This is a genomic window from Rhodococcus sp. NPDC056743 (assembly GCF_042790355.1).
Taxonomy (GTDB): Bacteria; Actinomycetota; Actinomycetes; order Mycobacteriales; family Mycobacteriaceae; genus Rhodococcus_F.
On record NZ_JBHTZI010000010.1, the window covers coordinates 1 to 21172 of the forward strand.

A 21172-nucleotide genomic window follows, 5' to 3' on the forward strand; every position below is an offset into this window, starting at 1 on the left:
GCTCAACTCACGGCCCCGCAAAACCCTTGAATGGGATACTCCGTTGGAAAGGTTTCGCACATCGCTCGTTGCGTCAACCACGTGAGCCCGACGTTGATAAAGGCGCACAGTAGATCATCCGGAAAGGGACACCATGTCGACCATGTTCTTCCTCAACCTGCCTGTCACGGACCTGGGTAGGGCAACCACGTTCTACGAGGGACTGGGATACGCCAAGAATCCGCAGTTCTCCGACGACAACGCGTCGTCGATCGTCATCAGCGACGAAATTGTCGTGATGTTGCTGGCAGAGCCATTTTTCAAGACCTTCACGTCGAAGGAAATCGCCGACACGTCTACGTCGACGGAAGCGCTGTTAGGTTTGTCGGCGGAGACTCGTGAGGCGGTGGACGCCATTGTCGACAAGGCGCTCGCGACCGGTGGTAGCGCTGGAAATGCCACTCAGGACCACGGATTCATGTACTCCCGCAGCTTCCAGGATCCCGACGGTCATATCTGGGAAATCATCTGGATGGACCAGTCTCACGTGGAGGGCTGACCTCGAATCTTTCTCGGCGCGCGGCGCAATCACGCAAATGCTCGTAACTTGGTGTGGTGACTGTCGCCAAGACCCTCGGTGAGCTACGCGCCGCCGGACACGTGCAACGGAGTGTCAAAGAAGAAATACGGGAGAACCTTCTCGCCTCGTTGCGGGACGGCCGCGATCCTTGGCCCGGGATAGTCGGGTTCGAGGACACTGTCGCTCCGCAACTCGAGCGGGCCCTGATCGCCGGCCACGACGTCGTTCTCCTCGGCGAACGTGGGCAGGGCAAGACGAGAGTGCTTCGTACGCTCGGCCTGCTGCTCGACGAGTGGACGCCCGTCATCGAAGGATCGGAACTGGGGGAGCACCCGTACGAGCCGATTACGCCGGCTTCGATTCGCCGGGCCAAGGAATTGGGCGACGATCTGCCGGTGGCGTGGCGTCACCGCAGCGAGCGGTATTCCGAGAAACTCGCGACTCCCGATACTTCGGTCGCGGACTTGATCGGTGACGTCGATCCGGTCAAGGTCGCCGAGGGACGCAGCCTCGGTGACCCCGAAACCATTCACTTCGGCCTCGTACCGCGCGCGCATCGCGGGATTGTCGCGATCAACGAACTGCCCGATCTCGCCGAGCGCATTCAGGTGTCTCTGCTCAACGTAATGGAAGAGCGGGACATCCAGGTACGTGGATACACGTTGCGGCTCCCGCTCGACGTGCTGTTGGTGGCAAGCGCCAACCCCGAGGACTACACCAACCGCGGGCGCATCATCACGCCACTCAAAGACCGTTTCGGTGCCGAGATTCGTACCCACTATCCGGTCGAATTGATGGACGAAATTGCCGTGATCGAGCAGGAAGCGCATCTCGCGGCGGAGGTTCCCGACTACCTGCTCGAGATCCTTGCCCGCTTCACCCGACTGCTCCGTGAGTCCACCTCGGTGGACCAACGTTCAGGCGTGTCTGCCCGGTTTGCCGTGGCCGGTGCCGAAACTGTCAGTGCCGCAGCAGTACGACGCGCTGCTGTTCTCGGTGAAGCGGATCCTGTTGCGAGACCGGTGGATCTGGACTCGGTGGTGGAAGTTCTGCGCGGCAAGGTGGAGTTCGAATCCGGCGAAGAAGGCCGTGAACTCGAGGTACTCGAGCACCTGTTGCGTCGAGCGACGGCAGATACCGTCCGGGTGCGACTGGGCGGAATCGACCTGGGGATGTTGGTTGCTGCCGTGGAGATGGGTAACACCATCGTCACGGGTGAATCCGTCACGGCCAAGGCACTTCTCGACGAACTGCCGGAGATCGAGGTTCTGGACGAGATCGCCGAACGCCTCGGTGCCCAATCCGACGGTGAGCGTGCCGCGGGTGCCGAGTTGGCACTCGAGGGGCTCTACCTCGCACGGCGGATCTCCAAAGATCAAGGCCCGGGCGGCCGCTCGGTGTACTCGTAAGGAGCGGGCGATGATTCACAATCCGCGCTACGGACCGTACGACGGCGGCCCTGATCCGCTGGCGCCGCCGGTAGATCTGCGAGAGGCGTTGGCGGCGATCGGTGACGACGTGCTGTCCGGCACGTCGCCTCGCCACGCGCTGCGCGAGCTCCTGCGGCGCGGCAACCGGGACATGCGCGGGCTCGACGACCTCGCTGCCCAGGCGAATCGGCGTCGACGTGAACTGTTGCGCCGCAACAACCTCGGCGGAACTCTCGACGAGGCCCGGAAATTACTGGACAAGGCAGTGCTCGAAGAGCGCAAGGAGTTGGCGCGCGCTCTCGACGACGATGCCCGGTTCAACGAAATGCGCATCGAGGAGTTGCCACCGTCGACGGCTCAGGCGGTTCAGGAACTCGCCGATTACAACTGGCGCAGCGAGCAGGCACGAGCCGACTACGAGAAGATTCGTGACCTACTCGGACGTGAGGTTCTCGATCAGCGATTCTCAGGAATGAAGCAGGCGCTCGAGGGTGCTACCGACGAGGATCGTGAGCAGATTCGCCAGATGCTGGCAGATCTGAATCAACTGCTCGACGCTCACGAACGAGGTGTTGACACTCCGGAGCAGTTCGCGGAGTTCATGGACAAGTACGGGGAGTATTTTCCCGACAACCCCCGCAATGTCGAGGAACTGCTCGACTCACTCGCGCAACGCGCCGCTGCCGCGCAGCGCCTACGGAACTCACTGTCGCAAGAGCAACGTGACGAGTTGGATGCGCTGGCGCAGCAGGCTTTCGGTGATCCGAGCCTGATCGACGAACTGGGAAAACTGGATCAGTATCTGCAGGCCGCGCGGCCAGGGGAGGACTGGGAAGGTTCGCAACAGTTCCGCGGCGACAACGGACTGGGCTTGGGAGAGGGGACAGGCGCACTGTCGGACATCGCCGAGCTGGAATCGCTGGCAGATCAACTCTCCCAACAGTATGCGGGTGCACAACTCGACGACATCGATCCCGAGTTGCTCGCGCGGCAACTCGGCGACGAAGCCGCAGCCGACGCACGTACACTCGCCGAACTCGAAAAGGCTTTGCAGGAACAGGGCTTCTTCGATCGGGCGCCCGACGGCCAATGGCGCCTGTCGCCCAAGGCGATGCGCCAACTCGGACAGACCGCGCTGCGCGACGTTGCCGGTCAGTTGTCTTCGCGGAACGGACAACGGGATACGCGTCGGGCCGGTTCGATGGGCGAACCCACCGGGGCGAGCCGGGAATGGGAGTTCGGCGACACAGAACCGTGGGATGTGACGCGAACGATCACCAACGCGGTTCTGCGTGATCCCGGCCGAATGCCGGTGCGGCTGAGCGTCGTCGACGTCGAGGTTGCCGAAACGGAGCAGCGTAGTCAGGCCGCCGTCGCGTTGTTGGTGGATACGTCGTTCTCCATGGTGATGGAGGATCGCTGGGTGCCGATGAAGCGCACCGCTTTAGCACTCAATCATCTGGTGAGCACCAGATTCCGCAGTGATGAACTGCAACTCATCGCCTTCGGACGCCACGCACATGTACTGAACCCGTCGGAGTTGGCGGGCTTGGACGGCGCGTGGGACCAGGGAACCAACCTCCACCATGCGCTCTTGTTGGCTGCCAGGCACCTTCGACGCCATTCCAACGCGCAGCCGGTGGTACTGATCGTCACCGACGGTGAGCCGACGGCTCACCTCGAAGCCGACGGCGAAGCACGGTTCGATTACCCGCCGAGTGCACGGACCCTAGGACTTACGGTTCGCGCACTCGACGCGGTGGCCAGGCTGGGCGCCAAGGTCACGTTCTTCCGGCTCGGTGAGGATCCTGGGCTGGCCAGGGTGGTCGATCGCATGGCGCACCGCGTGGGCGGACGCGTTATAGCTCCTGATGTCGACGGTCTCGGCGCAGCCGTGGTGAGCGACTACATGCGGGGCCGTCACTAGTCAGTTTTGTTCCGCAGGTTGGTGCTGGGTGATGCAGTGGATTCCGCCGCCGCGTTCGAACAGTGGCCTGGCGTCGACAGTGACGACGGTTCGTCCGGGATAAGCGGCTGAAAGAATTTCGACCGCTTCGGCATCGGCGGGATCGTCGAAGCTGCAGGCGATCACACCGCGATTGACCACAAGATGATTGATGTAGCTGTAGTCGACGAATCCCTCGTCGTCGTGCAGGATCTCGGGCGCGGGTACTCGGATGACCTTCCATGGCCGCCCGCCGACGTCGGTCGAGCGTTCGAACAACGCGATGATCGTCTTGCTGACCGCGTAGTCCGGATGCATCGGGTTGCGTTGGTCGTGGACGAGTACCACGCCGGGGGAAGAGATGGCCGCGACGATGTCGACGTGTCCGCGGGTTCCGTAGGTCTCTTGGTCGCGAGTCAATCCGCGCGGCAGCCAGATCACGTGCTTGGCGCCGATGGTGCGCGCGAGTTCGGCCTCGATGTCGGCTTTTGTCAGCTCGGGGTTGCGTCCCGGATCGAGTTGGACGGTTTCGGTGACCAGAACGGTGCCGAGGCCGTCGACCTGAATACCGCCGCCCTCGTTGACGATTGGTGAGTCGACCAACTGGGCCCCGGACTGCTCGACGACAAACCTGCCGATCTTCGAGTCCTTGTCCCACTGCGCCCACTCCTGGGCGCCCCAACCGTTGAACACCCAGTCGACTCCGCCGAGACGGCCATCCTCGGACAGAACGAATGTCGGTCCGATGTCGCGCATCCACGCGTCGTTGAGCGGCGCTTCGACGATGTCGATCTTCTCGGACAGGTACTTTCGTGCTTCTTCGGCCTCCGCTGGATCCACGACGACAGTGACCGGCTCGAACTCTGCTACGGCGTGGGCGACGGCAGCCCACGTCGAGCGCGCTTCGTGCTGTTCTTCCGCGGTGTCCCCGAGGGAGTATCCGGCGCTGGGGTACGCCATCCAGGTACGTTCGTGCGGTTCACTTTCCGCGGGCATACGCCAGGTCATCAGTTGACTCCAGCAGTGTTCACCGGTGCGGTCAGCGCCGAGTACGTGTCGGGACGACGCGTTGCCAGGAACGGGAACAATGCAAGCCAGTCGTCACGTTGCTGCAGATCGAGATCGGCTACCAGAACGGCTGATTCGTCGCGGGGAGCCTGAACGAGGATGCGCCCGTACGGGTCCGAGATGAACGACGAACCGTAGAAGGTAATGAGGCCTTCACTGCCGTAGCGGTTGGGGACAACCATGAACGTGCCGTTCGCTATACCGTTTCCGACGATAACTTGTTGCCACAGCGGTTGGGTGTCGAAGTTCGGGTGATCGGGCTCCGAACCGATCGCCGTGGGGTACACCAGGACCTGGGCACCGGCGAGCGAGTATGCGCGCGCAACCTCGGGGAACCACTCGTCCCAGCACGTCGGGAGCCCGAACTTGGCGCCGAGTGCCTCGTGGACGGGGTACGCGTCCGCGGCGGGACCGCCGCGGAAGTACGTGTCCTCGTAGTATCCGGCTGTCACGGGAATGTGGAGCTTGCGGGTTCGTGCGAGAAGTTCCCCGTCGGGCGAGACGAGGATGGCGGTGTTGAATCCCAGACCGTCCTCGGCCTCGCTCCGCTCGTACAGCGACGCGTGAACGAGGACCTGGTTCTCCGTGGCAGCCTTGGCTGCGAAGTCGAGTGTGGGTCCGGTGAGCAGGTCTTCCGCTTCGCGTCCGGGATTGTCGCCGGCCGGGGTGGAGGCGGGGTAGCGGCTGAGCGTCAACTCCGGAAGGAAGACCACTGAAGCGCCCGACGTCGCTGCAGCCGCGATGCCTTCACTCAGTTCGGCGCGGAGGTCGTTCTGGTCCTCGTGCCAGCGATGTTGGACGAGACCTACTCGCAGTGGGGCAGATGTGGAGGGCGAAGTCGCGGCTAGAGACTCGGGTGGAGTGAGGGCGGTGATCGTCAGCATGGGGTGTCCTCGGAGCTCGGTGTTCGACGTTCAACGTAAAACGAATGTGATTCGTTAAGTATGGTGGGTGAGCGCTGATCGATCAAGGACTTTCGGGGAATTGTTTTTGCGGCGTCTGCACCAGCGCTCGAAGTTCGAACCGCTCGGACCACACAGGAGGACACATGCCGCGGCCATCGCAACGACTGCTCTCGCCCGAAATCATCACCGTGGCGGCAATCGAATCGGTGGACGAAACCGGCGACTTCACCATGCCGGGACTCGCGGGACGACTGAAGGTGCGGCCGTCCTCGCTGTACAACCATGTGTCCGGGCGGGCGGAGATCATCGAACTGATGAGAGCGCAATCGATGGCGGGCATCGATCTCGAATCGGTTGACGGATCGTGGACTGACACCGTCGCGGCGTTGGCGTCCGAATATCGACGCAGCTACGCCGAGCATCCTCGATTGATACCACTCTTCACTGCGCAGACGGTGCAAGCTGGTGTTGCCTTCGGCCTGTACAACGCACTGGCGCAGGCATTCTCGGATGGTGGATTCGATCCGTCGCAGACGCTCCATGCGATCACGACCGTCGACAGCTTTGTTCTCGGTTCAGCGTTGGATCTGGCAGCGCCGGAGGTCCAATGGGTCGCCGGACCAGAAGTGAACGACGCCATGAAGGCGGCATTGGCGACGTCGGGGAAAAATCCCGAACGTGCCGATGCCGCCTTCGAATTCGGTTTACGCGTACTGATCGCGGGGTTGGTTGCCCAGTCTCCTACGTCGAACTGAGATCACTTTCTCCTACGTCGAACTGAGGTCACTTTCTCCTACGTCGAACTGAGATCACTTTCGTCGCGCAACGCGACGGTGTCACGGTTGAGGGTCTTGCCCTGGAAGAATTCCGGGTTGCGCACCCGCATAACCATCATCAGTACAGCGCCGAGGATCAGGATTCCGAAGCCCAGGAAGAACACCAGGCCGATTCCGCCGATCGAAGCGCCACTCGCGTTTTCGGGGTCCATGCTCTCCTGGATCGAGATGGCGAACACCGCGAGCAGCATCAAGCCACCCAGTAGCGGGAACGCCAGGCGGAACACGAAGTTGCGCATGCTGTCGAACACGGTGCGGCGGAAGTACCAGATACACGCAAACGCCGTGATGCCGTAGTACCAGCAGATCATGATGCCCAGCGCGGCAATCGTGTCGAGGAGAGCGCTTTCGGAGAGGAACGTGACGACGGTGTAGAACACTGCCGTGACTGCGCCGGCAACCACCGTCGCGTAGGACGGCACCAGGAACCGGGGGGATACCTCGGCGAGCTTCTTGGGGAAGGCTCCGTACGCGCCCATCGCGAGCATGGTTCGTGCTGCCGGGAGGAATGTGGTCTGAAGGCTGGCGACCGAGGATACGAAGACGGCAAGGAAGAGGAGCATTCCGCCCCAGTCGCCCAGCACGGGGTCTGCCAATGCGCCGAAGACGTTCTCGGAGTTGTCGGGATTTCCGAGGCCGAGGCCTTCCTCACCGACGCCGGCGTACATCATCGCGGCAACGGCAACCAGCAGGTAGGTCAGGAGAATCGTTGCAACACACAGTAGTCCGGCGCGGCCGGGCGTTTTCTTGGGGTTTTTCGATTCCTCGCCCAGCGTCAGGCAGGTGTCCCAGCCCCAGAAGGCGAAAATCGAACCGGTAAGGCCGATGACAAATGCGCCGATGGCGAGTCCGCTGAACGGGTTGAACCAGCTCGAGTCGAACGACAGACCGGCCGGAGCGTCGCCGGCACCGACATGAACCAGCGCGACGACGGCGAAGACGACGAGCAACACCATCTGGAATCCGACGAGCGCGAACTGCACGCGCTCGCTGGTGGTGATTCCTCGACTTGCTATCCAGGTGGCCAGGGCGATGAACACCAGCGTGGTGCCGACGTTGACGAGTTTGTTACCCGGTAGATCCGCGATCGACGGGTTGTCGACGACACGGGCGATGAACAAGTAGAAGAAGTCGACCGCAATGGCGGCGAGATTGGACAGCACGATGATGGTGGCGATCACCATGCCCCAACCGCACATCCAGCCGACGTACGGGCCGAATGCCTTGGTGGACCACGTGAATGACGCCCCGCAATCAGGAGTGTCGGAGTTCAGTTCGCGATAGGCGTATGCGGTGAGGAACATCGGAATGAAGCCGGCGATGAAGATGGCCGGCATCTTGAGACCGACGGCGGCGACGATCAAGCCGATACTGGCAGTCAGGGTGTAACCCGGTGCTACCGAGGAGATTCCGAGAACTGCGCCGGAGATCATGCCGATCTTGCCGGTGGCGAGACCTTTGGAGCTCAGTTCACTGCCGGCCGGTGGCTGCGTAGTTTCGTTGCTCGTCATGACAGTGCCTCCGGCTGGGTGAATTCGTGCTTGGGCACTACGACCATGGGAACGGGCAACACGCGCAGCATCTTGGCGGCGGTGGAACCCAGGAAAAGTTTGCGTGGTTGCGCGAGGCGGCTGGAGCCGACCATGACGAGATCGCCGTCCTGCCAGTCAAGTTGGCGCACCGCTGATTCCACCGTGGAACCGTCGGCGATGATGACCTCGATGGGAACCTCCTCGGGCAGCGCGGCCCGTGCGACGTCGAGTGTTTCCTGAGCGTGACTTCGCGCGCGCTCTCTCGCCGACTCGGCGGTGTCGCGGTGATCGCGCAGATCGTTCTGAGGATCCAACGCCACCAACGAGACCAGTCGCAGTGGAACATGCATCAGTTCGCTGGTGCGCACAGCCGTGTTCAAGACGATATCGGCGCCGACCCGGGTGCCGAGGGCGCACGTGACCTCACGAATCGCCGACGCCGACGAGTGCCGCGTTCCGCGCGGCGCCAATGCCACCGGGACGTGCGCCGAGTGCAGCAGTTCGGTAGATACCGAACCTATCGAGTGTCGGCCGAGTAGACCGTCGCCGGACGCACCCACGACAATCGCCAGCGCGCCCAGTCGATCAACCTCGTCCAGTAGTCCTTGAGCAAACGACTCGTGGAAACTCAGGTGTACTTCTACCTGAATGTCTTCGGGTACCGACGCTTTCGCCTCGGCAAGCCACTCGTGCGCGCGGGCGGCGAGGATGTCGTCGTAGCCGGCTTCCGAGGGAATCTTGGCCGGGAGCGTTCGGTCCGGAGGGAGGACCATGCAGATGTCGAGTTGCGCGCCGAGACTGCGCGCGAGCTGCGTCCCGAGGACCAGCCCGTCTTTACCGCTGGGTGTGGCGAGGTATCCGACGATAAGGCGCATGGTGGCTCTTTTCCGGATCGGAGGAATCTGCTGTGGGGCGGTTTTTAAACCGGGGGGGGTAAAAAAGGGGCCACCAGGGGGGGGGCGCCGCAATTTGTGGGTACACCATACAAGGGTGTGTCGGGGGGGGGGGGGTTTTTCACCCTTCTTCGCGGGTTTGTGGTTTTTGTGCGCGTCTGGTTCTTTTTGCTTGCGCTCTTTTTACCCGCGGCGTATTAAAAAACCCCCCCACAGCAGGAGGGGACAGCGACTAGTCGTGCGAACTCATGACGTGCTTGAGACGGGTGTAGTCCTCGACTCCGTAGGCCGAGAGATCCTTGCCGTATCCGGAGTACTTGAAGCCGCCGTGCGGCATCTCGGCGACGAGCGGGATGTGGCAGTTGATCCACACCGCTCCGAAGTCGAGCGCAGCGGAGAGCCGTTGTGTGACACCGTGATCCTTGGTCCAAATGCTCGAAGCGAGACCGAATCGGACGTCGTTGGCGAGGGTGATCGCCTCGTTCTCGTCGGAGAAGCGCTGGACCGTGAGGATGGGACCGAAGGTTTCTTCCTGCACGATGTCGTCGGATTGTGCGACACCGGTGATGATGGTCGGCTCGAAGAAGAATCCGGTTTCGCCCGAACGCTTTCCGCCGGTAACGATCGTTGCCGACGCCGGCAGGTTCGCGATCTTGTCGCTCACGGCGTTGAAGTGGTTGATGTTGTTGAGCGGTCCGTAGAAGGCATCGGGATCGGTCGGGGCGCCGGGACGCAGCTTCTCGGCATTTCGCACGAGAGCGTCGACAAGCTGATCGTGAATGGATTCATGGACGATGACGCGGGTGGCTGCGGTGCAGTCCTGTCCGCCGTTGAAGAACGCGGCCTCGGCGATACCGGTGGCGGTTTTCTCGATGTCGACGTCGTCGAACACGATGGCAGGCGCCTTGCCGCCCAGTTCGAGGTGGGCGCGCTTGAGCTGCTGCGCCGCGGACACGGCGACCGCGATGCCCGCGCGTACGGAACCGGTGATGGAGACGAGGCCGAGGGCCGGATTCTGCACCAACGTCGCGCCGGTCCCGCCGTTGCCGAGCACGACGTTGAACACGCCGTCCGGCAGGATTCCCTTGGACAGCTTGGCCAGGACCAGCGTGCTGCCCGGGGTGGTGTCGCTCGGCTTGAGGACGATGGTGTTGCCGGCCGCGAGTGCGGGTCCGATCTTCCACAGCGCCATCATGAACGGGTAGTTCCACGGCGTGACCTGACCGACGACGCCAATGGGCTCACGACGGACGTAGGAGGTGAAACCCTCCATGTACTCCCCGGCAGCCTTACCTTCGAGGAGGCGGGCGGCCCCGGCGAAGAACCTCATCTGATCGGCGCCGACCTTGACTTCCTCGTCGGCGATCATCTGGTGCGCCTGGCCGGTGTTTGCGCTCTCGGCGGCAACGATTTCGTCGCTGTGCGCTTCGATCGCGTCGGCGAGCTTGAGGAGTGCGGCCTGGCGGACACTCGGTGTTGTCTTGCCCCACGCCTCGAAGGCACGTTGCGCTGCGTCGACAGCGGCGTCCACATCGGCTTTGGTGGAGATCGGCGTACGCCCGACGATGCTCTCGTCCACCGGGTTGATCAGGTCGAGCGTTTCCGTCGCGGACGAGGCGACGAATTCACCGTTGATGTAGTTCTCGAGCACGACGATCGACATCGGTACCGGTTCCTCTCGCGGTCGAACGAGGTCGCAGCCCAGACGAAACGGCACCGCGAACCCGCACTGTGTGGGGCTGTGTCAGCAAGTGTGCGCTGCCTCACAGATTTCGACAGCTGCCAAAAAGGCGAAATCTTTTGGGATCGACGCGCCGAGTTGTACAGTCCACCGCATGGCGATCCCCGTGCGGTGGATGTTGGCGCAGGAAGACCTCGCTTTGGAACTCAAAGGCGGGGCGCAGGGAATCGGCCGTGAAATCACATTCGCGCACGCCACGGAACTGCTCGACCCGTTCCGATGGTTGACTGGCGGCGAATTCATCCTCACGACCGGCATCAGGTTGCCGTCGACGGCGCAGAAACGTGGGCGGTATCTCCGCATGCTCGACGCGGCCGGTGTGGCCGCAGTCGGATTCGGAACCGGGCTCTCGTACCCCGAGGTACCGGCCGATCTGGTTACCGTCGCGGACGAAATCGGCTTGCCTCTGATCGAGGTGCCGCTGCCGACTCCCTTTGCTGCAGTGGTGAAACGAGTGATGAGCAGGCTGGCCGAACAGGAATACGAAGCGGTTCTGCGGGCGTCGCGGGCGCAACCGAAGATGACGCGCGCGGTTATCTCCGGCGGAACCGCCTCGACGGTGCGTGAACTCGCCATCGCGACGTCGGCGTCGGTCCTGCTGCTCGACGCGGCGGGGCGGGTGCTCGAGAGCTATCCCGAACTGCCGGCAGACGACGTGATCGAGGAGGTGCGAGCAACTTTGGGTGGCCGCGCGTCCAGCAGCGTTACCGTCGCGAGTTCCGGAGCGTCCATTGCGGCGCAACAGATATCCGTCGGGCGAACCTTGCACGGGTATCTTGCGGTGATCAGCCCGTCGCCACTGAGCTATGTCGATCAGATCCTGCTCGGTCACGCGAACTCGTTGCTGGCATTGGACTTCGAGAAGCCGGCGAGATTGCTGGCAACACAGAATCAATTGAACTCGCACGCGCTCGGCCTTCTGCTGACCGAGGATCGCGACCCGGCCCCGGCATGGCAACAGATCCGGCCGGCCGCAGACGGAGATGGCATGATCCGTGGTCTGACGGTTCTGGCGGACACCCCGGACGTTGCGGCGCGAGTCGCGAGCGAAATTGCGTCGTTCATGAACAAAGCCGGCCGGCAGCTCTTCTCACGTGTCCATGACGCCCGCGTCACAGTTGTTCTGCGTGGAAGCGACGACGTGGACTTCGTTCGAGCGCTGCTGCGGGATGTGGCAACCGGCGATCGCCGTTCGCTGAGGGTGGGTCTGAGCGGCAAACGAGAGGTGCTGGCACTGGCGGCCACGGTCGAGCAATCACAGCTCTGCGCGTCGGCGGCGGAAACCGGCGGAGAGCCTTTGGAATTCGCAGCACTCACGGGGAGCGTGCTGCTGGCGTTCAGTTCCACGCGGGAAGTGCTGAACACGCTGGCGGAAACGATGATCACCCCGCTCGATCGCTACGACCGGGACAACGGCACCGAGTTGCTGACTTCGTTGCGAGCTTTCCTCGAAGCCAACGGGCATTGGGAAGCGGCAGCAATCACGATGGGTGTTCATCGTCATACGCTGCGCAGTCGAATTGCAAAGGTGGAGACGCTGATCGACTGCAGTCTTGACGTGGCACGTGTGCGTGCGGAGTTGCTACTCGCGATCATTGCCCGGCAGTCGTAACCGGCTGCCGGGCAATGATCGGGGCGAAAAGGATTACGCCTTGACTCGGGCGACGATGTCGGCCGCCGTCCGTTGTCCCATCCGTACAGCGCCGTCTACGTGCTGGTAGCCTTCGGCGGCAATATCGGAGCAGGAGAAGTGAATCGGGCCGACCGGCGTCCGTGAATCGGCGCCGTACCGGTGCAGACCACCGAGATCGAAGCTCGCGGCGTACGCGCCTCGGGTCCATTCCTCCGAACCCCAGTCGGACTCGTAGTACACGACCGGCTCCGTAGCCTTCGGGCCGAGATAGCGGGCGAGTGAGGCGAGAATCGTGGCCTTACGCTCCTCGGCGGAGAGCTCGAACATCGCGTCGGCCTTCTCGTCGGAGACAAAGGCGACCAGGGTGCCACGATCGTCCTCGTGGTTGGTGTTGTCGTACACCTCTTGGACTACCTCGGATGCACCGAAGCCGGTGCCGGACAGGCCGTCTTCACGCCAGAACGGCGTCTCGTACACCGCGTGCACCTTGATGACCAGGCCGAGGGACTGGTGCTGGTGCATCTGGTGCTGGCGGCGCGGCAGCGGTGGATCGTAGGAGATCCGAGAGTAGAGATTGGGCGGGACCGCCAGGACGACCTTGGTCGCCTCGACGCGAACATCGCCGTCCGCCAACACAACTGCACCGTCTTCGGTCCACTGCACGGTGCGGACAGGAGCGTTGAGGAAGACATCGTCGCCGAGGGCAGCAGCCATGCGGATCGATACCTGCTGCATTCCGCCGATCACACGCTTGTCGAGGATGAAGTCCTCGTCCACCAGATTGGAGAACGAACCGGCAGAGGCGGCCATGAGAACTGCTTGCAGCGCAGAAAACGCGTGGGCCGGCTTGGTGAGCATGCCACCGGCGATGAAAAGTCCGATGTTGTCGCGAGCTTCGGCGTCGTCGGACTGATTGATCAGCCACTGCTTGAACGAGACGGTGTCGAGATCGCGGGCGAGGGGATGCGCCCACGGCTCCTCGGCGCCGATCTGTGCTGCGAGGTCGTCCATCTCGTCGATGAGACGGTCCATTTCCTTTTTTGTGGTGTCGTTCGTGGGGAAGGAGTCGCCCGTGTAGCGGGTGCGTTCGCCGATGGTGGAGATGTAGACGGATTCGCCCTCGCGGTATCGGTCGAATGTCGTAAGGCCGAGTTCGTCGAGAAGCCCGATCAGCGCGGTCTGGTCGGGGGAGACCCACTGGCCGCCGATTTCCAGGACGGCACCGTCGACGGTGTCGGTCCAGGTGCGGCCGCCGACGCGGTCGCGCGCCTCGAGAACGGCGACGGACAAGCCGGCTTTGCGCAGCGCGGTTGCGGCTGCCAGACCGGAGGGGCCGGCGCCGACGATTGCGACATCTCTCTGGAGAGTAGGCACTTGCGAGCTCCTTCGTAGAACGGGTGACTGATCTCAGTCTGTCGTGAGGAGACCCACGCCACACCTGACAAAACGGAGTGTTGCCCCGCAGAAGTTCTGACGAAAAGGCGTGCGGCTATCCGTTGACGACAACACGATCGCCGAGTGGCCTACTCAAATGCACGTCAAGTGAGCCGAACACCGCCACGAGAACGCACATCCTGTCCGCAGCCTCGGGCAGGGCCCCGGTGTGGAGCGTGATGACTACCGCGTCATCGGTTTCGTCGAGCGTTGTGTGTGCGCCGTAACATTCCGGCGTTCCGGTCACGAAATGAACTGCAACCGTGGTGTCGTCCACTTCCGACCACGACTCGAACATGGTCGGCGCGGCGCCGACGATATCCGGGCGATCCTCGAACATCGTGCCGATATCGGTGTCGTCGACCTCCGTGGGGACCGGCGATTCCCGGACCCAATCGGCGGGAACAGCGCCCTGCGCTGCAAGCACTTTCGGAGTCCCGACGCCGACGTTGGTACCTGCAGCGAAGGTACATCCCGCCAATGCCAGGGCCGCCAGAACGGCGAGAGTGATTACGCGCATGCATCCACCGTAACCCTGGTCATGCGAGTAACGCCGTGACCAGCGCAATTGCCGGAATTGATATCAAAGTGGTGACAAAGGCACTGTCTCGGGCCAACACCATTCCGCGACGATAACGGCTTGCGTAGATGAAGACGTTCTGAGCTGTCGGCAAGGTGGAGACGACCACGATCGCAAACAATTCGTGACCGTCGATGCCGAGCAGGTAATGCGCCATCAGATAGGCGAGCACCGGTTGGACGACAATCTTGAGCGTCGACGCCAATGCCACGTCCCGGCGCGGACTCGAGCCTTTCTCGAGAACCCGCACGCCGTACAGGGACAAGCCGAACGCAAGCAATGCTCCGGGTACCGACGTTGCCCCGATCAGTTCGAACGGCTGCATCAGCGGCCGCGGCGGAACCCAGCCGATCAACGCGACGATCAGTCCGGCAGCACCCGCGAGGACAATCGGGTTCTTGAACGGAGCGGTCACCGTGTCGAGCAGTGACAGTTTCTCGGCGTCTCCGCGCAATGCCGTCAGATCGAGGATCGTCAAGGCGATCGGGGAGTACACAACGATCTGGAACAGCAGGAGCGGCGCCACGAAGGTCGCGTCGCCGAGAACGAAAACGGCGATCGGGATACCGAGGTTCGCCGAATTCACGTAGGACGCGGACAGTGCGCCGATCGTCAGTTCGGGAAGCGGTCGGTGCAGCCAGAGTTTTGCGATCACCACATAGAGAGCGCCGACGCCGAAGGCTGTTGCCGACGCAACTGCGAGGGTGGGCGAGAAGATCACCGACAGATCGGACGACGCGAGGGTCGTGAACAGCAGGGCAGGCGTTGCGACGAAGAAGACGAGGCGGCCGAGAACGAACTGGCCCTGGCTGCCCAGCGTGCCGAGGCGGCCGAGGAGATACCCGACCGCGATGACAACAAAAATTACGGTGAAACCCGCAACAACTCCCGACACGCTGCGGGCACCTCTCGACTGGAATGAACGACTTCGGGAAATCTTAGTCCGGGCAACAAAAAGGCCGCGCAGTCGAGTGACTGCGCGACCTCTTCGGTACTTCTACGTTTGACTACCGTGCGGCGGTGAAGGGGAGCAACGCCATTTCGCGTGCGTTCTTCACTGCAACGGCGACCTGACGCTGCTGCTGCGGGGTCAGGCCCGTGACGCGACGGCTACGGATCTTGCCGCGGTCCGAGATGAACGTGCGAAGCAAGTTGATGTCCTTGTAATCGACATGCGTGATCTTCGCTGCGAACAACGGGTTCTTCTTGGGCTTACGTCCCTCTACGGGGCGTGGCTTCTTCGACGGTGAACGCTTGACTGCCATCCGACTTCCTTACCAGCTCGACTTGTGTACGCCAGGCAGTTCCCCACGGTGCGCCATTTCTCGCACGCGAATCCGGGATAGCCCGAACTTCCGCAGGTGGCCGCGCGGACGTCCATCCGCAGCGTCTCGATTGCGCAATCGTACCGGACTCGCGTCACGTGGTAGACGTTGCAGGGTCGCTTGGGCTTGCGCGCGCTCCTCGGGGGAGCTTTTCGGGGAGCGAATCGTCTCCTTCAGAGCGGATCGCTGCGCCGCGTACCGCTCGACGACGACCCGTCGCTGGTTGTTCTTGGCGATCTTCGACTTCTTGGCCACGGCTACTTCTCTTCTCGGAAATCGACATGCTTGCGGAGCACCGGGTCGTACTTCTTCAGGACGAGTCGATCGGGGTCGTTGCGACGGTTCTTGCGGGTCACGTACGTGTAGCCGGTGCCTGCGGTCGACTTCAGTTTCACGATCGGACGGATCTCGTTGCGGGCCATCTGCTCAGATCTTCTCGCCGCGGGCGCGGATTCGGGCGACGACGGATTCGATGCCGTCGCGGTCGATGGTCTTGATGCCCTTCGTGGACAGCGTGAGGGTGATGCGACGCCCTTCGCTCGGCAATGCGTACGTCTTGCGCTGGATGTTCGGGTTCCAGCGCCGGTTCGAACGTTTGTGGGAGTGCGAGACGGATTTTCCGAATCCCGGCACCCGTCCGGTCACTTGGCAGTGAGCCGACATGAGTGTTCCTTTCAGATTGCAGATGACAATCATTTTCGACAATGCGGTGAGATCAATGTAGCGTCCATCTTCGGTAATGACAATCATTCCCAGAAAGGTTGCGCTGTGAACACGATCCTGGACGGCAGGACTCCGCTGGTCCTGGTCGCCGGCATGAGCGAAACCACCGCACCGACGGCACGCGCACTACTGCGGGCCGGAACGGTGCTGGTGCACCACGACCTGAGTCACGTCCGCGAGGGCGGCGTTCGACGGACGATCACGACAGTCGCCGGCAACACGGTCTCGGAACGGGAGACCATCCTCGAACTCGCACACGGCTGCGTGTCCTGCACACTCCGCCAGGATTTACTGCCGCTGCTGCGTCGACTACACGCTCGCAGTTCGGTTCAGCGCATTGTCCTGCTGCTGGATCGCCAACTCGAACCCGAAGCGCTGTGCTGGGCGATCGAGCACGTCGTAGTAGCCGGAGTGGTCGGTCAACTGGACGGTCCGGCCGAACGAGATGTTCGCATCGACGCCGTTGTGACCTGCATCGACGCCGGAAGCTGGCTCACCGACGCGCTCAGTGACGAAGCCATCGACGACGACCGGACACTGGCTCAGGTCGTCGTCGGTCAGGTCGAGTTCGCCGACGCACTCGTCGTGCAGGGAATGGCAGATCTCGACAGCTGGCAACGAACCCGACTGGGAGCCGTCCTGGCGCGGCTTGCACCACGGGCACCCGTCGTCGATGCGGGCGGCGACATCGAGAAGGTGCTCCTTGCGGTGCCGGACGATTCCAGGCGCGGTGAACTTTCCGACGCGCACTCGCCGCTGCTGCGCTTCCAGCCACCGCTCGACGAAGACAGTGGAGTGATGCTCGTCGAGTTCACCGCCAACCGCCCGTTCCATCCCGGACGTCTACATGACGCGATCGACGTCCTGCTCGACGGCGTCGTGTGCTCGCGTGGACGAGTGTGGGTGGCGACGCAACCCGGAGAAGCGCTCTGGCTGGAATCCGCCGGCGGCGGCCTGCGGGTTGCGAGCGCAGACACGTGGCTGGCGGCCATGACTGCCGAGGAACTCGAGGGCGTGCCGGTCGAGCGACGCGTACTGGGCGCTCTGAAATGGGACGAGCGTTTCGGTGACCGCGAGACCTCGATGGTGGTGCTGGTGTGCGACGCCAACCCGCTCGAGATCGACCGAACGCTACAACACGCATTGGTCACCGACGAGGAACTGGCCGACGAAAAATCGTGGTCTACCTGGGACGACCCGTTCGGTCAGTTCCATGAGGACCCGTGTGACGAATCCGAATCACCCTACGCAGAAACCGAATCGACCCGAGAGGCAAACGAATGAAAAAGCAACTGCATCCCGACTACCACCCCGTGGTGTTCCAGGACGCCAGCACCGGCAAGACCTTCCTCACCCGCTCCACGGTGACGAGTGATCGAACCACGCACTGGGAAGACGGCAACACCTACCCGCTGCTGGTAGTCGACGTCACGAGCGACTCACATCCGTTCTGGACCGGAGCGCAACGCGTCATGGACACCGCTGGGCGCGTCGAGAAGTTCGAGCGCCGCTACGGAAAGCGCACGCCGCGCTGATGGCTGTTCCCAAGCGGAAGATGTCCCGCTCCAACACACGTAGTCGGCGGGCTCAGTGGAAAGCGACACCGCCCGATCTGGTCGAGGTCACAGCCTTCGGCCGCACCCACAAGGTTCCCCGACGGCTGGTCAAAGCAGTTCGACTCGGGGTGATCGACCCCCGTCGCATCTGACCGTGCGATCCTTGGCCGGTGCTGCTGTCGATCCTCGAACTGGTGGGCATCGTGGCGTTTGCCGCTTCCGGTGCCCTGGTGGGCGTCACCAAGCGTCTCGACATCTTCGGGGTGTGCTCGGTGGGCGTGTTCACCGGCATCGGCGGCGGCATCGTCCGCGACGTCCTACTCGGCGTCCATCCACCGAGTTCGCTGAGCAGTTGGCCGTACTTCGGAACGGCGGCGCTCACGTCGCTGGTGGTGTTCTACCTGCATGAGCCACTCAACCGACTTCGCCGTGAAATCCTCGCGCTCGACGCGTTGGGCATGGGCCTGTTTGCCAGTACCGGAACCGTGATTGCCCTCGAGAACAATGCCAGCGGGCTTGCCGCGACGCTGATCGGTGCCACCGCGGCGATCGGCGGCGGCGTGATCCGCGACGTCCTCGTCAACGAGGTGCCGTTGCTGCTGCACAAGGATCTTTACGCCGTCCCGGCGCTCCTCGGCGCTGCGTTGGTGGTCACAGTCTCGGCGTGGGGATTGTCGACGAACGGCGCCCTTGTGGTCGGCACCGCGTTTGCCGCCGTCTTCAGATTGCTTGCGCTGTGGCGTCATTGGAGCCTGCCAGGACCACGCCGAACCGAAGACTGACCGCGACACGCCGAACCTCCCGAACGGGACCCTCTCAGCCCTATCTCAGCACTTCAGTCCAAACTGTCGGTATGCGTATTTTGGTGGTCGACGACGACCGGGCGGTTCGCGAGTCGCTCCGGCGTTCGCTCAGCTTCAACGGCTACACGGTCGAACTGGCGGTGGACGGACTCGACGCACTCGAGAAGATCCTCGCGAACCGACCGGACGCCGTGGTTCTCGACGTCATGATGCCGCGCCTCGACGGACTCGAAGTGTGCCGTCGACTCCGCAGCGCCGGCGACGATCTCCCCATCCTGGTGCTCACCGCCCGCGATTCCGTCAGCGAACGCGTCGCCGGTCTCGACGCCGGTGCAGACGACTACCTTCCCAAACCCTTCGCCCTGGAAGAGCTACTGGCCCGGCTGCGCGCACTGCTCCGCCGAACCGCACCGGATCCCGACGCGGACTCCGAGATGATGACCTTCGAGGATCTCACCCTCGACCCGGTAACCCGTGAGGTTCGGCGAGGCGAGCGATCCATCAGCCTCACCCGAACCGAGTTTTCGCTGCTCGAAATGCTGATGGCCAACCCACGGCGCGTCCTCACTCGCGGCCGCATTCTCGAGGAGGTGTGGGGATACGATTTCCCGACCTCCGGCAACGCACTCGAGGTCTACGTCGGCTACCTGCGTCGTAAAACCGAGGCCGACGGCGAACCGAGGTTGATTCACACCGTGCGCGGTGTCGGCTACGTCCTGCGGGAGACACCACCGTGATCACAGCGCCCTTCGGTAAGAACGCGGAGCCGAAGTCTTCGAGCCCATCGAACGGTTCGGCGGCCGGGATGCGTCCGCCGATGCCGCTCACTCGATCGGTGTCGCTGCGATGGCGGGTCACGTTGCTGGCTGCGTCCGTCGTTGCGGTGGCCGTCGCCGTCATGGCCATCGCGGCCTATGCCGTGGTTTCACGTGCACTCTATGCCGACGTTGATCACCAGTTGCGCACTCGCGCATCGGTTCTCATCGACAGCAACATCGTGCGTTTCGATCCGCGGTACATCACCGGCGCCACCCTGTACACCGCCGATATCAGTGTGGCTCTGGTCTTTTCGAACCTCGACACATATCAGCCGCCAGGTTCCGACGTGCCGATCGGCGAGCCCGAACTCGCCGTTGCGCGTGGAACAGCAGAATCGTCGCTGCGGACCGTCGAAGGTCAGCGCGTGCTGGCGCAACGAACCCACGACGGCAGCACTTTGGTGATCGCGCAGCGGCTGGAGCCGACCGTCGCAGTGCTCGACCGACTTGCCTGGGTGCTGTTTGTCGTCGGTGGCTGCGGCGTCATTCTTGCCGCAGTAGCCGGTACCACGGTGGGGCGCACCGGTTTACGACCTATCGCGCGATTGACGGATGCCACCGAACGCGTTGCCCGAACCGACGATCTGACGCAGATACCCGTAACCGGTAGTGACGAACTGGCGCGCCTTACCGAGAGTTTCAACACCATGCTCCGCGCGCTCGCCGAATCCCGGGAACGGCAGAGCCGGCTCGTCGCCGACGCCGGTCACGAACTGCGCACACCGCTGACCTCACTCCGCACCAATATGGAGCTGCTGATCGCGTCGAGTAGGCCAGGGGCGCCGCAAATTCCCGACGAGGACATGGCGGAGCTACGAGCCGACGTCGTGGCGCAGATCGAAGAACTGTCGACTCTTGTCGGTGACCTCGTCGATCTCGCCCGCGAAGACGCACCCGAAACCGTGTACGAACGGGTCGATGTCAGTGATGTCGTCGAACGCTCACTCGAACGTGCGCGTCGACGCCGCAACGAAATTGAATTCGACGCCGTGACGACGCCGTGGTTCGTGTACGGCGATCAAGCGGGACTCTCGCGTGCCGTACTCAACGTCCTCGACAACGCCGCGAAGTGGAGCCCCAAGGGTGAGCAGGTGCGCGTCGAGATGCGTCCTGTCGGTCAGGGTCTGTTGGAACTGACAGTCAGTGATGCGGGACCGGGCATTCCGGAGGAAGATCGGGAGTTGGTGTTCGATCGTTTCTACCGGTCCACCGCTGCGCGTTCCATGCCGGGATCCGGTCTGGGACTTGCAATAGTGCGGCAGGTAGTGATCAAGCACGGCGGCACCATCGCGATCGAGGAATCCGATCGTGGTGGGGCACTGGTTCGGATCGTGCTTCCCGGGGAGCCAGGTCCGATCGCAGAATAATTGGACATGGTGGGTAATGTGTTC

At 62.9% G+C, this 21172-nt stretch carries 23 protein-coding genes; 11 read left to right on the forward strand and 12 right to left on the reverse strand.

All coding sequences use genetic code 11. The features are described from left to right. Positions 1 to 133 precede the first annotated feature (133 nt). The 3 genes from ACFRFQ_RS22530 to ACFRFQ_RS22540 are packed head-to-tail and all read left to right on the forward strand — an operon-like array spanning position 134 to position 3916. The gene (locus ACFRFQ_RS22530; RefSeq protein ID WP_378662511.1) at positions 134 to 538 is read left to right on the forward strand and encodes a VOC family protein; all 405 of its coding nucleotides are present in this window, start codon (positions 134 to 136) and stop codon (positions 536 to 538) included. Between the two features lie 53 nt (positions 539 to 591). Then, entirely contained in the window at positions 592 to 1968 is a 1377-nt protein-coding gene (locus ACFRFQ_RS22535; RefSeq protein ID WP_378662513.1) for an ATP-binding protein, read from the forward strand. A 10-nt stretch (positions 1969 to 1978) separates the two neighbouring features. Next, a complete protein-coding gene (locus ACFRFQ_RS22540; RefSeq protein ID WP_378662516.1) occupies positions 1979 to 3916 on the forward strand; it encodes a VWA domain-containing protein in 1938 nt (645 codons plus the stop codon). On the opposite strand, the gene ACFRFQ_RS22545 is transcribed toward ACFRFQ_RS22540, so the two are convergent. Together ACFRFQ_RS22545 and ACFRFQ_RS22550 are read right to left on the reverse strand one after the other, a co-directional pair. Then, positions 3917 to 4942 (reverse strand): agmatine/peptidylarginine deiminase, encoded by a 1026-nt coding sequence (locus tag ACFRFQ_RS22545; RefSeq protein ID WP_378662519.1) that lies wholly within the window; start codon positions 4940 to 4942, stop codon positions 3917 to 3919. Beyond that, positions 4942 to 5886, reverse strand: a complete 945-nt coding sequence (locus tag ACFRFQ_RS22550; protein ID WP_378662522.1) for a nitrilase-related carbon-nitrogen hydrolase — start codon at positions 5884 to 5886, stop codon at positions 4942 to 4944. Before ACFRFQ_RS22550 ends, ACFRFQ_RS22545 begins: the two co-directional genes overlap by 1 nt. 164 nt (positions 5887 to 6050) lie before the next feature. Here ACFRFQ_RS22550 and ACFRFQ_RS22555 point away from each other — a divergent pair, with 164 nt between their 5' ends. Further along, positions 6051 to 6662 carry a TetR/AcrR family transcriptional regulator C-terminal domain-containing protein gene (locus ACFRFQ_RS22555; RefSeq protein ID WP_378662524.1) on the forward strand — a complete coding sequence of 204 codons (612 nt, stop codon included), beginning with the start codon at positions 6051 to 6053 and terminating at the stop codon, positions 6660 to 6662. 38 nt (positions 6663 to 6700) lie between these two features. On the opposite strand, the gene ACFRFQ_RS22560 is transcribed toward ACFRFQ_RS22555, so the two are convergent. The 3 genes from ACFRFQ_RS22560 to ACFRFQ_RS22570 form a co-directional block, all read right to left on the reverse strand. Continuing rightward, positions 6701 to 8254 (reverse strand): APC family permease, encoded by a 1554-nt coding sequence (locus tag ACFRFQ_RS22560; protein WP_378662527.1) that lies wholly within the window; start codon positions 8252 to 8254, stop codon positions 6701 to 6703. Then, on the reverse strand, positions 8251 to 9150 hold the full coding sequence (locus ACFRFQ_RS22565) for a universal stress protein (protein WP_378662530.1): 900 nt from the start codon (positions 9148 to 9150) through the stop codon (positions 8251 to 8253). The genes ACFRFQ_RS22560 and ACFRFQ_RS22565 overlap by 4 nt, the downstream gene beginning before the upstream one ends. Before the next feature lie 250 nt (positions 9151 to 9400). Then, positions 9401 to 10831 carry a gamma-aminobutyraldehyde dehydrogenase gene (locus ACFRFQ_RS22570; RefSeq protein WP_378662533.1) on the reverse strand — a complete coding sequence of 477 codons (1431 nt, stop codon included), beginning with the start codon at positions 10829 to 10831 and terminating at the stop codon, positions 9401 to 9403. 172 nt (positions 10832 to 11003) lie between these two features. On the opposite strand from ACFRFQ_RS22570, the gene ACFRFQ_RS22575 reads away from it, so the two are divergent. Beyond that, the gene (locus ACFRFQ_RS22575; protein WP_378662536.1) at positions 11004 to 12521 is read left to right on the forward strand and encodes a PucR family transcriptional regulator; all 1518 of its coding nucleotides are present in this window, start codon (positions 11004 to 11006) and stop codon (positions 12519 to 12521) included. 33 nt (positions 12522 to 12554) lie between these two features. On the opposite strand, the gene ACFRFQ_RS22580 is transcribed toward ACFRFQ_RS22575, so the two are convergent. From ACFRFQ_RS22580 to rpmB, 7 genes are all read right to left on the reverse strand, one after another. Continuing rightward, on the reverse strand, positions 12555 to 13916 hold the full coding sequence (locus tag ACFRFQ_RS22580; protein ID WP_378662539.1) for a flavin monoamine oxidase family protein: 1362 nt from the start codon (positions 13914 to 13916) through the stop codon (positions 12555 to 12557). Positions 13917 to 14031: 115 nt separating this feature from the next. Beyond that, complete coding sequence (locus ACFRFQ_RS22585; protein WP_378662542.1) at positions 14032 to 14496, reverse strand: hypothetical protein; 465 nt, start codon at positions 14494 to 14496, stop codon at positions 14032 to 14034. 19 nt (positions 14497 to 14515) lie between these two features. After that, a complete protein-coding gene (locus tag ACFRFQ_RS22590) occupies positions 14516 to 15451 on the reverse strand; it encodes an AEC family transporter (protein ID WP_378662544.1) in 936 nt (311 codons plus the stop codon). A 112-nt stretch (positions 15452 to 15563) separates the two neighbouring features. Further along, complete coding sequence (gene rpsR / locus ACFRFQ_RS22595; protein ID WP_003946414.1) at positions 15564 to 15821, reverse strand: 30S ribosomal protein S18; 258 nt, start codon at positions 15819 to 15821, stop codon at positions 15564 to 15566. 9 nt (positions 15822 to 15830) lie between these two features. Beyond that, a complete protein-coding gene (gene rpsN, locus ACFRFQ_RS22600) occupies positions 15831 to 16136 on the reverse strand; it encodes a 30S ribosomal protein S14 (RefSeq protein ID WP_378662546.1) in 306 nt (101 codons plus the stop codon). Between the two features lie 2 nt (positions 16137 to 16138). After that, positions 16139 to 16303: a 50S ribosomal protein L33 gene (rpmG, locus tag ACFRFQ_RS22605; RefSeq protein WP_003946358.1), complete on the reverse strand. Its 165-nt coding sequence runs from the start codon at positions 16301 to 16303 to the stop codon at positions 16139 to 16141. A 4-nt stretch (positions 16304 to 16307) separates the two neighbouring features. After that, positions 16308 to 16544, reverse strand: a complete 237-nt coding sequence (gene rpmB, locus ACFRFQ_RS22610; protein ID WP_378663311.1) for a 50S ribosomal protein L28 — start codon at positions 16542 to 16544, stop codon at positions 16308 to 16310. 105 nt (positions 16545 to 16649) lie between these two features. Here rpmB and mrf point away from each other — a divergent pair, with 105 nt between their 5' ends. From mrf to ACFRFQ_RS22640, 6 genes are all read left to right on the forward strand, one after another. Then, the gene (gene mrf, locus ACFRFQ_RS22615; RefSeq protein WP_378662549.1) at positions 16650 to 17888 is read left to right on the forward strand and encodes a ribosome hibernation factor-recruiting GTPase MRF; all 1239 of its coding nucleotides are present in this window, start codon (positions 16650 to 16652) and stop codon (positions 17886 to 17888) included. Beyond that, positions 17885 to 18139 (forward strand): type B 50S ribosomal protein L31, encoded by a 255-nt coding sequence (locus tag ACFRFQ_RS22620; RefSeq protein ID WP_378662552.1) that lies wholly within the window; start codon positions 17885 to 17887, stop codon positions 18137 to 18139. The genes mrf and ACFRFQ_RS22620 overlap by 4 nt, the downstream gene beginning before the upstream one ends. Continuing rightward, positions 18139 to 18312, forward strand: a complete 174-nt coding sequence (rpmF, locus tag ACFRFQ_RS22625) for a 50S ribosomal protein L32 (RefSeq protein ID WP_378662555.1) — start codon at positions 18139 to 18141, stop codon at positions 18310 to 18312. The genes ACFRFQ_RS22620 and rpmF overlap by 1 nt, the downstream gene beginning before the upstream one ends. Before the next feature lie 18 nt (positions 18313 to 18330). Next, complete coding sequence (locus ACFRFQ_RS22630; protein WP_092806959.1) at positions 18331 to 18942, forward strand: trimeric intracellular cation channel family protein; 612 nt, start codon at positions 18331 to 18333, stop codon at positions 18940 to 18942. A 71-nt stretch (positions 18943 to 19013) separates the two neighbouring features. Next, a complete protein-coding gene (locus ACFRFQ_RS22635; protein ID WP_033234232.1) occupies positions 19014 to 19700 on the forward strand; it encodes a response regulator transcription factor in 687 nt (228 codons plus the stop codon). Between the two features lie 68 nt (positions 19701 to 19768). After that, a complete protein-coding gene (locus ACFRFQ_RS22640; RefSeq protein WP_378663313.1) occupies positions 19769 to 21148 on the forward strand; it encodes an ATP-binding protein in 1380 nt (459 codons plus the stop codon). The last annotated feature ends 24 nt before the right edge of the window (positions 21149 to 21172 follow it).

What these genes read in the sequence shown, in the direction of transcription:
- ACFRFQ_RS22530 (WP_378662511.1), top strand. Translation starts at nt 134, where the DNA reads ATGTCGACCATGTTCTTCCTCAACCTGCCTGTCACGGACCTGGGTAGG.
- ACFRFQ_RS22585 (WP_378662542.1), bottom strand. Translation starts at nt 14,496, where the DNA reads ATGCGCGTAATCACTCTCGCCGTTCTGGCGGCCCTGGCATTGGCGGGA.
- ACFRFQ_RS22635 (WP_033234232.1), top strand. Translation starts at nt 19,014, where the DNA reads ATGCGTATTTTGGTGGTCGACGACGACCGGGCGGTTCGCGAGTCGCTC.
- ACFRFQ_RS22550 (WP_378662522.1), bottom strand. Translation starts at nt 5,886, where the DNA reads ATGCTGACGATCACCGCCCTCACTCCACCCGAGTCTCTAGCCGCGACT.
- rpmG (WP_003946358.1), bottom strand. Translation starts at nt 16,303, where the DNA reads ATGGCCCGCAACGAGATCCGTCCGATCGTGAAACTGAAGTCGACCGCA.
- ACFRFQ_RS22570 (WP_378662533.1), bottom strand. Translation starts at nt 10,831, where the DNA reads ATGTCGATCGTCGTGCTCGAGAACTACATCAACGGTGAATTCGTCGCC.
- rpmF (WP_378662555.1), top strand. Translation starts at nt 18,139, where the DNA reads ATGGCTGTTCCCAAGCGGAAGATGTCCCGCTCCAACACACGTAGTCGG.
- rpsR (WP_003946414.1), bottom strand. Translation starts at nt 15,821, where the DNA reads ATGGCAGTCAAGCGTTCACCGTCGAAGAAGCCACGCCCCGTAGAGGGA.
- ACFRFQ_RS22555 (WP_378662524.1), top strand. Translation starts at nt 6,051, where the DNA reads ATGCCGCGGCCATCGCAACGACTGCTCTCGCCCGAAATCATCACCGTG.
- ACFRFQ_RS22545 (WP_378662519.1), bottom strand. Translation starts at nt 4,942, where the DNA reads ATGACCTGGCGTATGCCCGCGGAAAGTGAACCGCACGAACGTACCTGG.
- ACFRFQ_RS22575 (WP_378662536.1), top strand. Translation starts at nt 11,004, where the DNA reads ATGGCGATCCCCGTGCGGTGGATGTTGGCGCAGGAAGACCTCGCTTTG.
- rpmB (WP_378663311.1), bottom strand. Translation starts at nt 16,544, where the DNA reads ATGTCGGCTCACTGCCAAGTGACCGGACGGGTGCCGGGATTCGGAAAA.
- ACFRFQ_RS22540 (WP_378662516.1), top strand. Translation starts at nt 1,979, where the DNA reads ATGATTCACAATCCGCGCTACGGACCGTACGACGGCGGCCCTGATCCG.
- ACFRFQ_RS22620 (WP_378662552.1), top strand. Translation starts at nt 17,885, where the DNA reads ATGAAAAAGCAACTGCATCCCGACTACCACCCCGTGGTGTTCCAGGAC.
- ACFRFQ_RS22640 (WP_378663313.1), top strand. Translation starts at nt 19,769, where the DNA reads ATGCGTCCGCCGATGCCGCTCACTCGATCGGTGTCGCTGCGATGGCGG.
- ACFRFQ_RS22565 (WP_378662530.1), bottom strand. Translation starts at nt 9,150, where the DNA reads ATGCGCCTTATCGTCGGATACCTCGCCACACCCAGCGGTAAAGACGGG.
- ACFRFQ_RS22560 (WP_378662527.1), bottom strand. Translation starts at nt 8,254, where the DNA reads ATGACGAGCAACGAAACTACGCAGCCACCGGCCGGCAGTGAACTGAGC.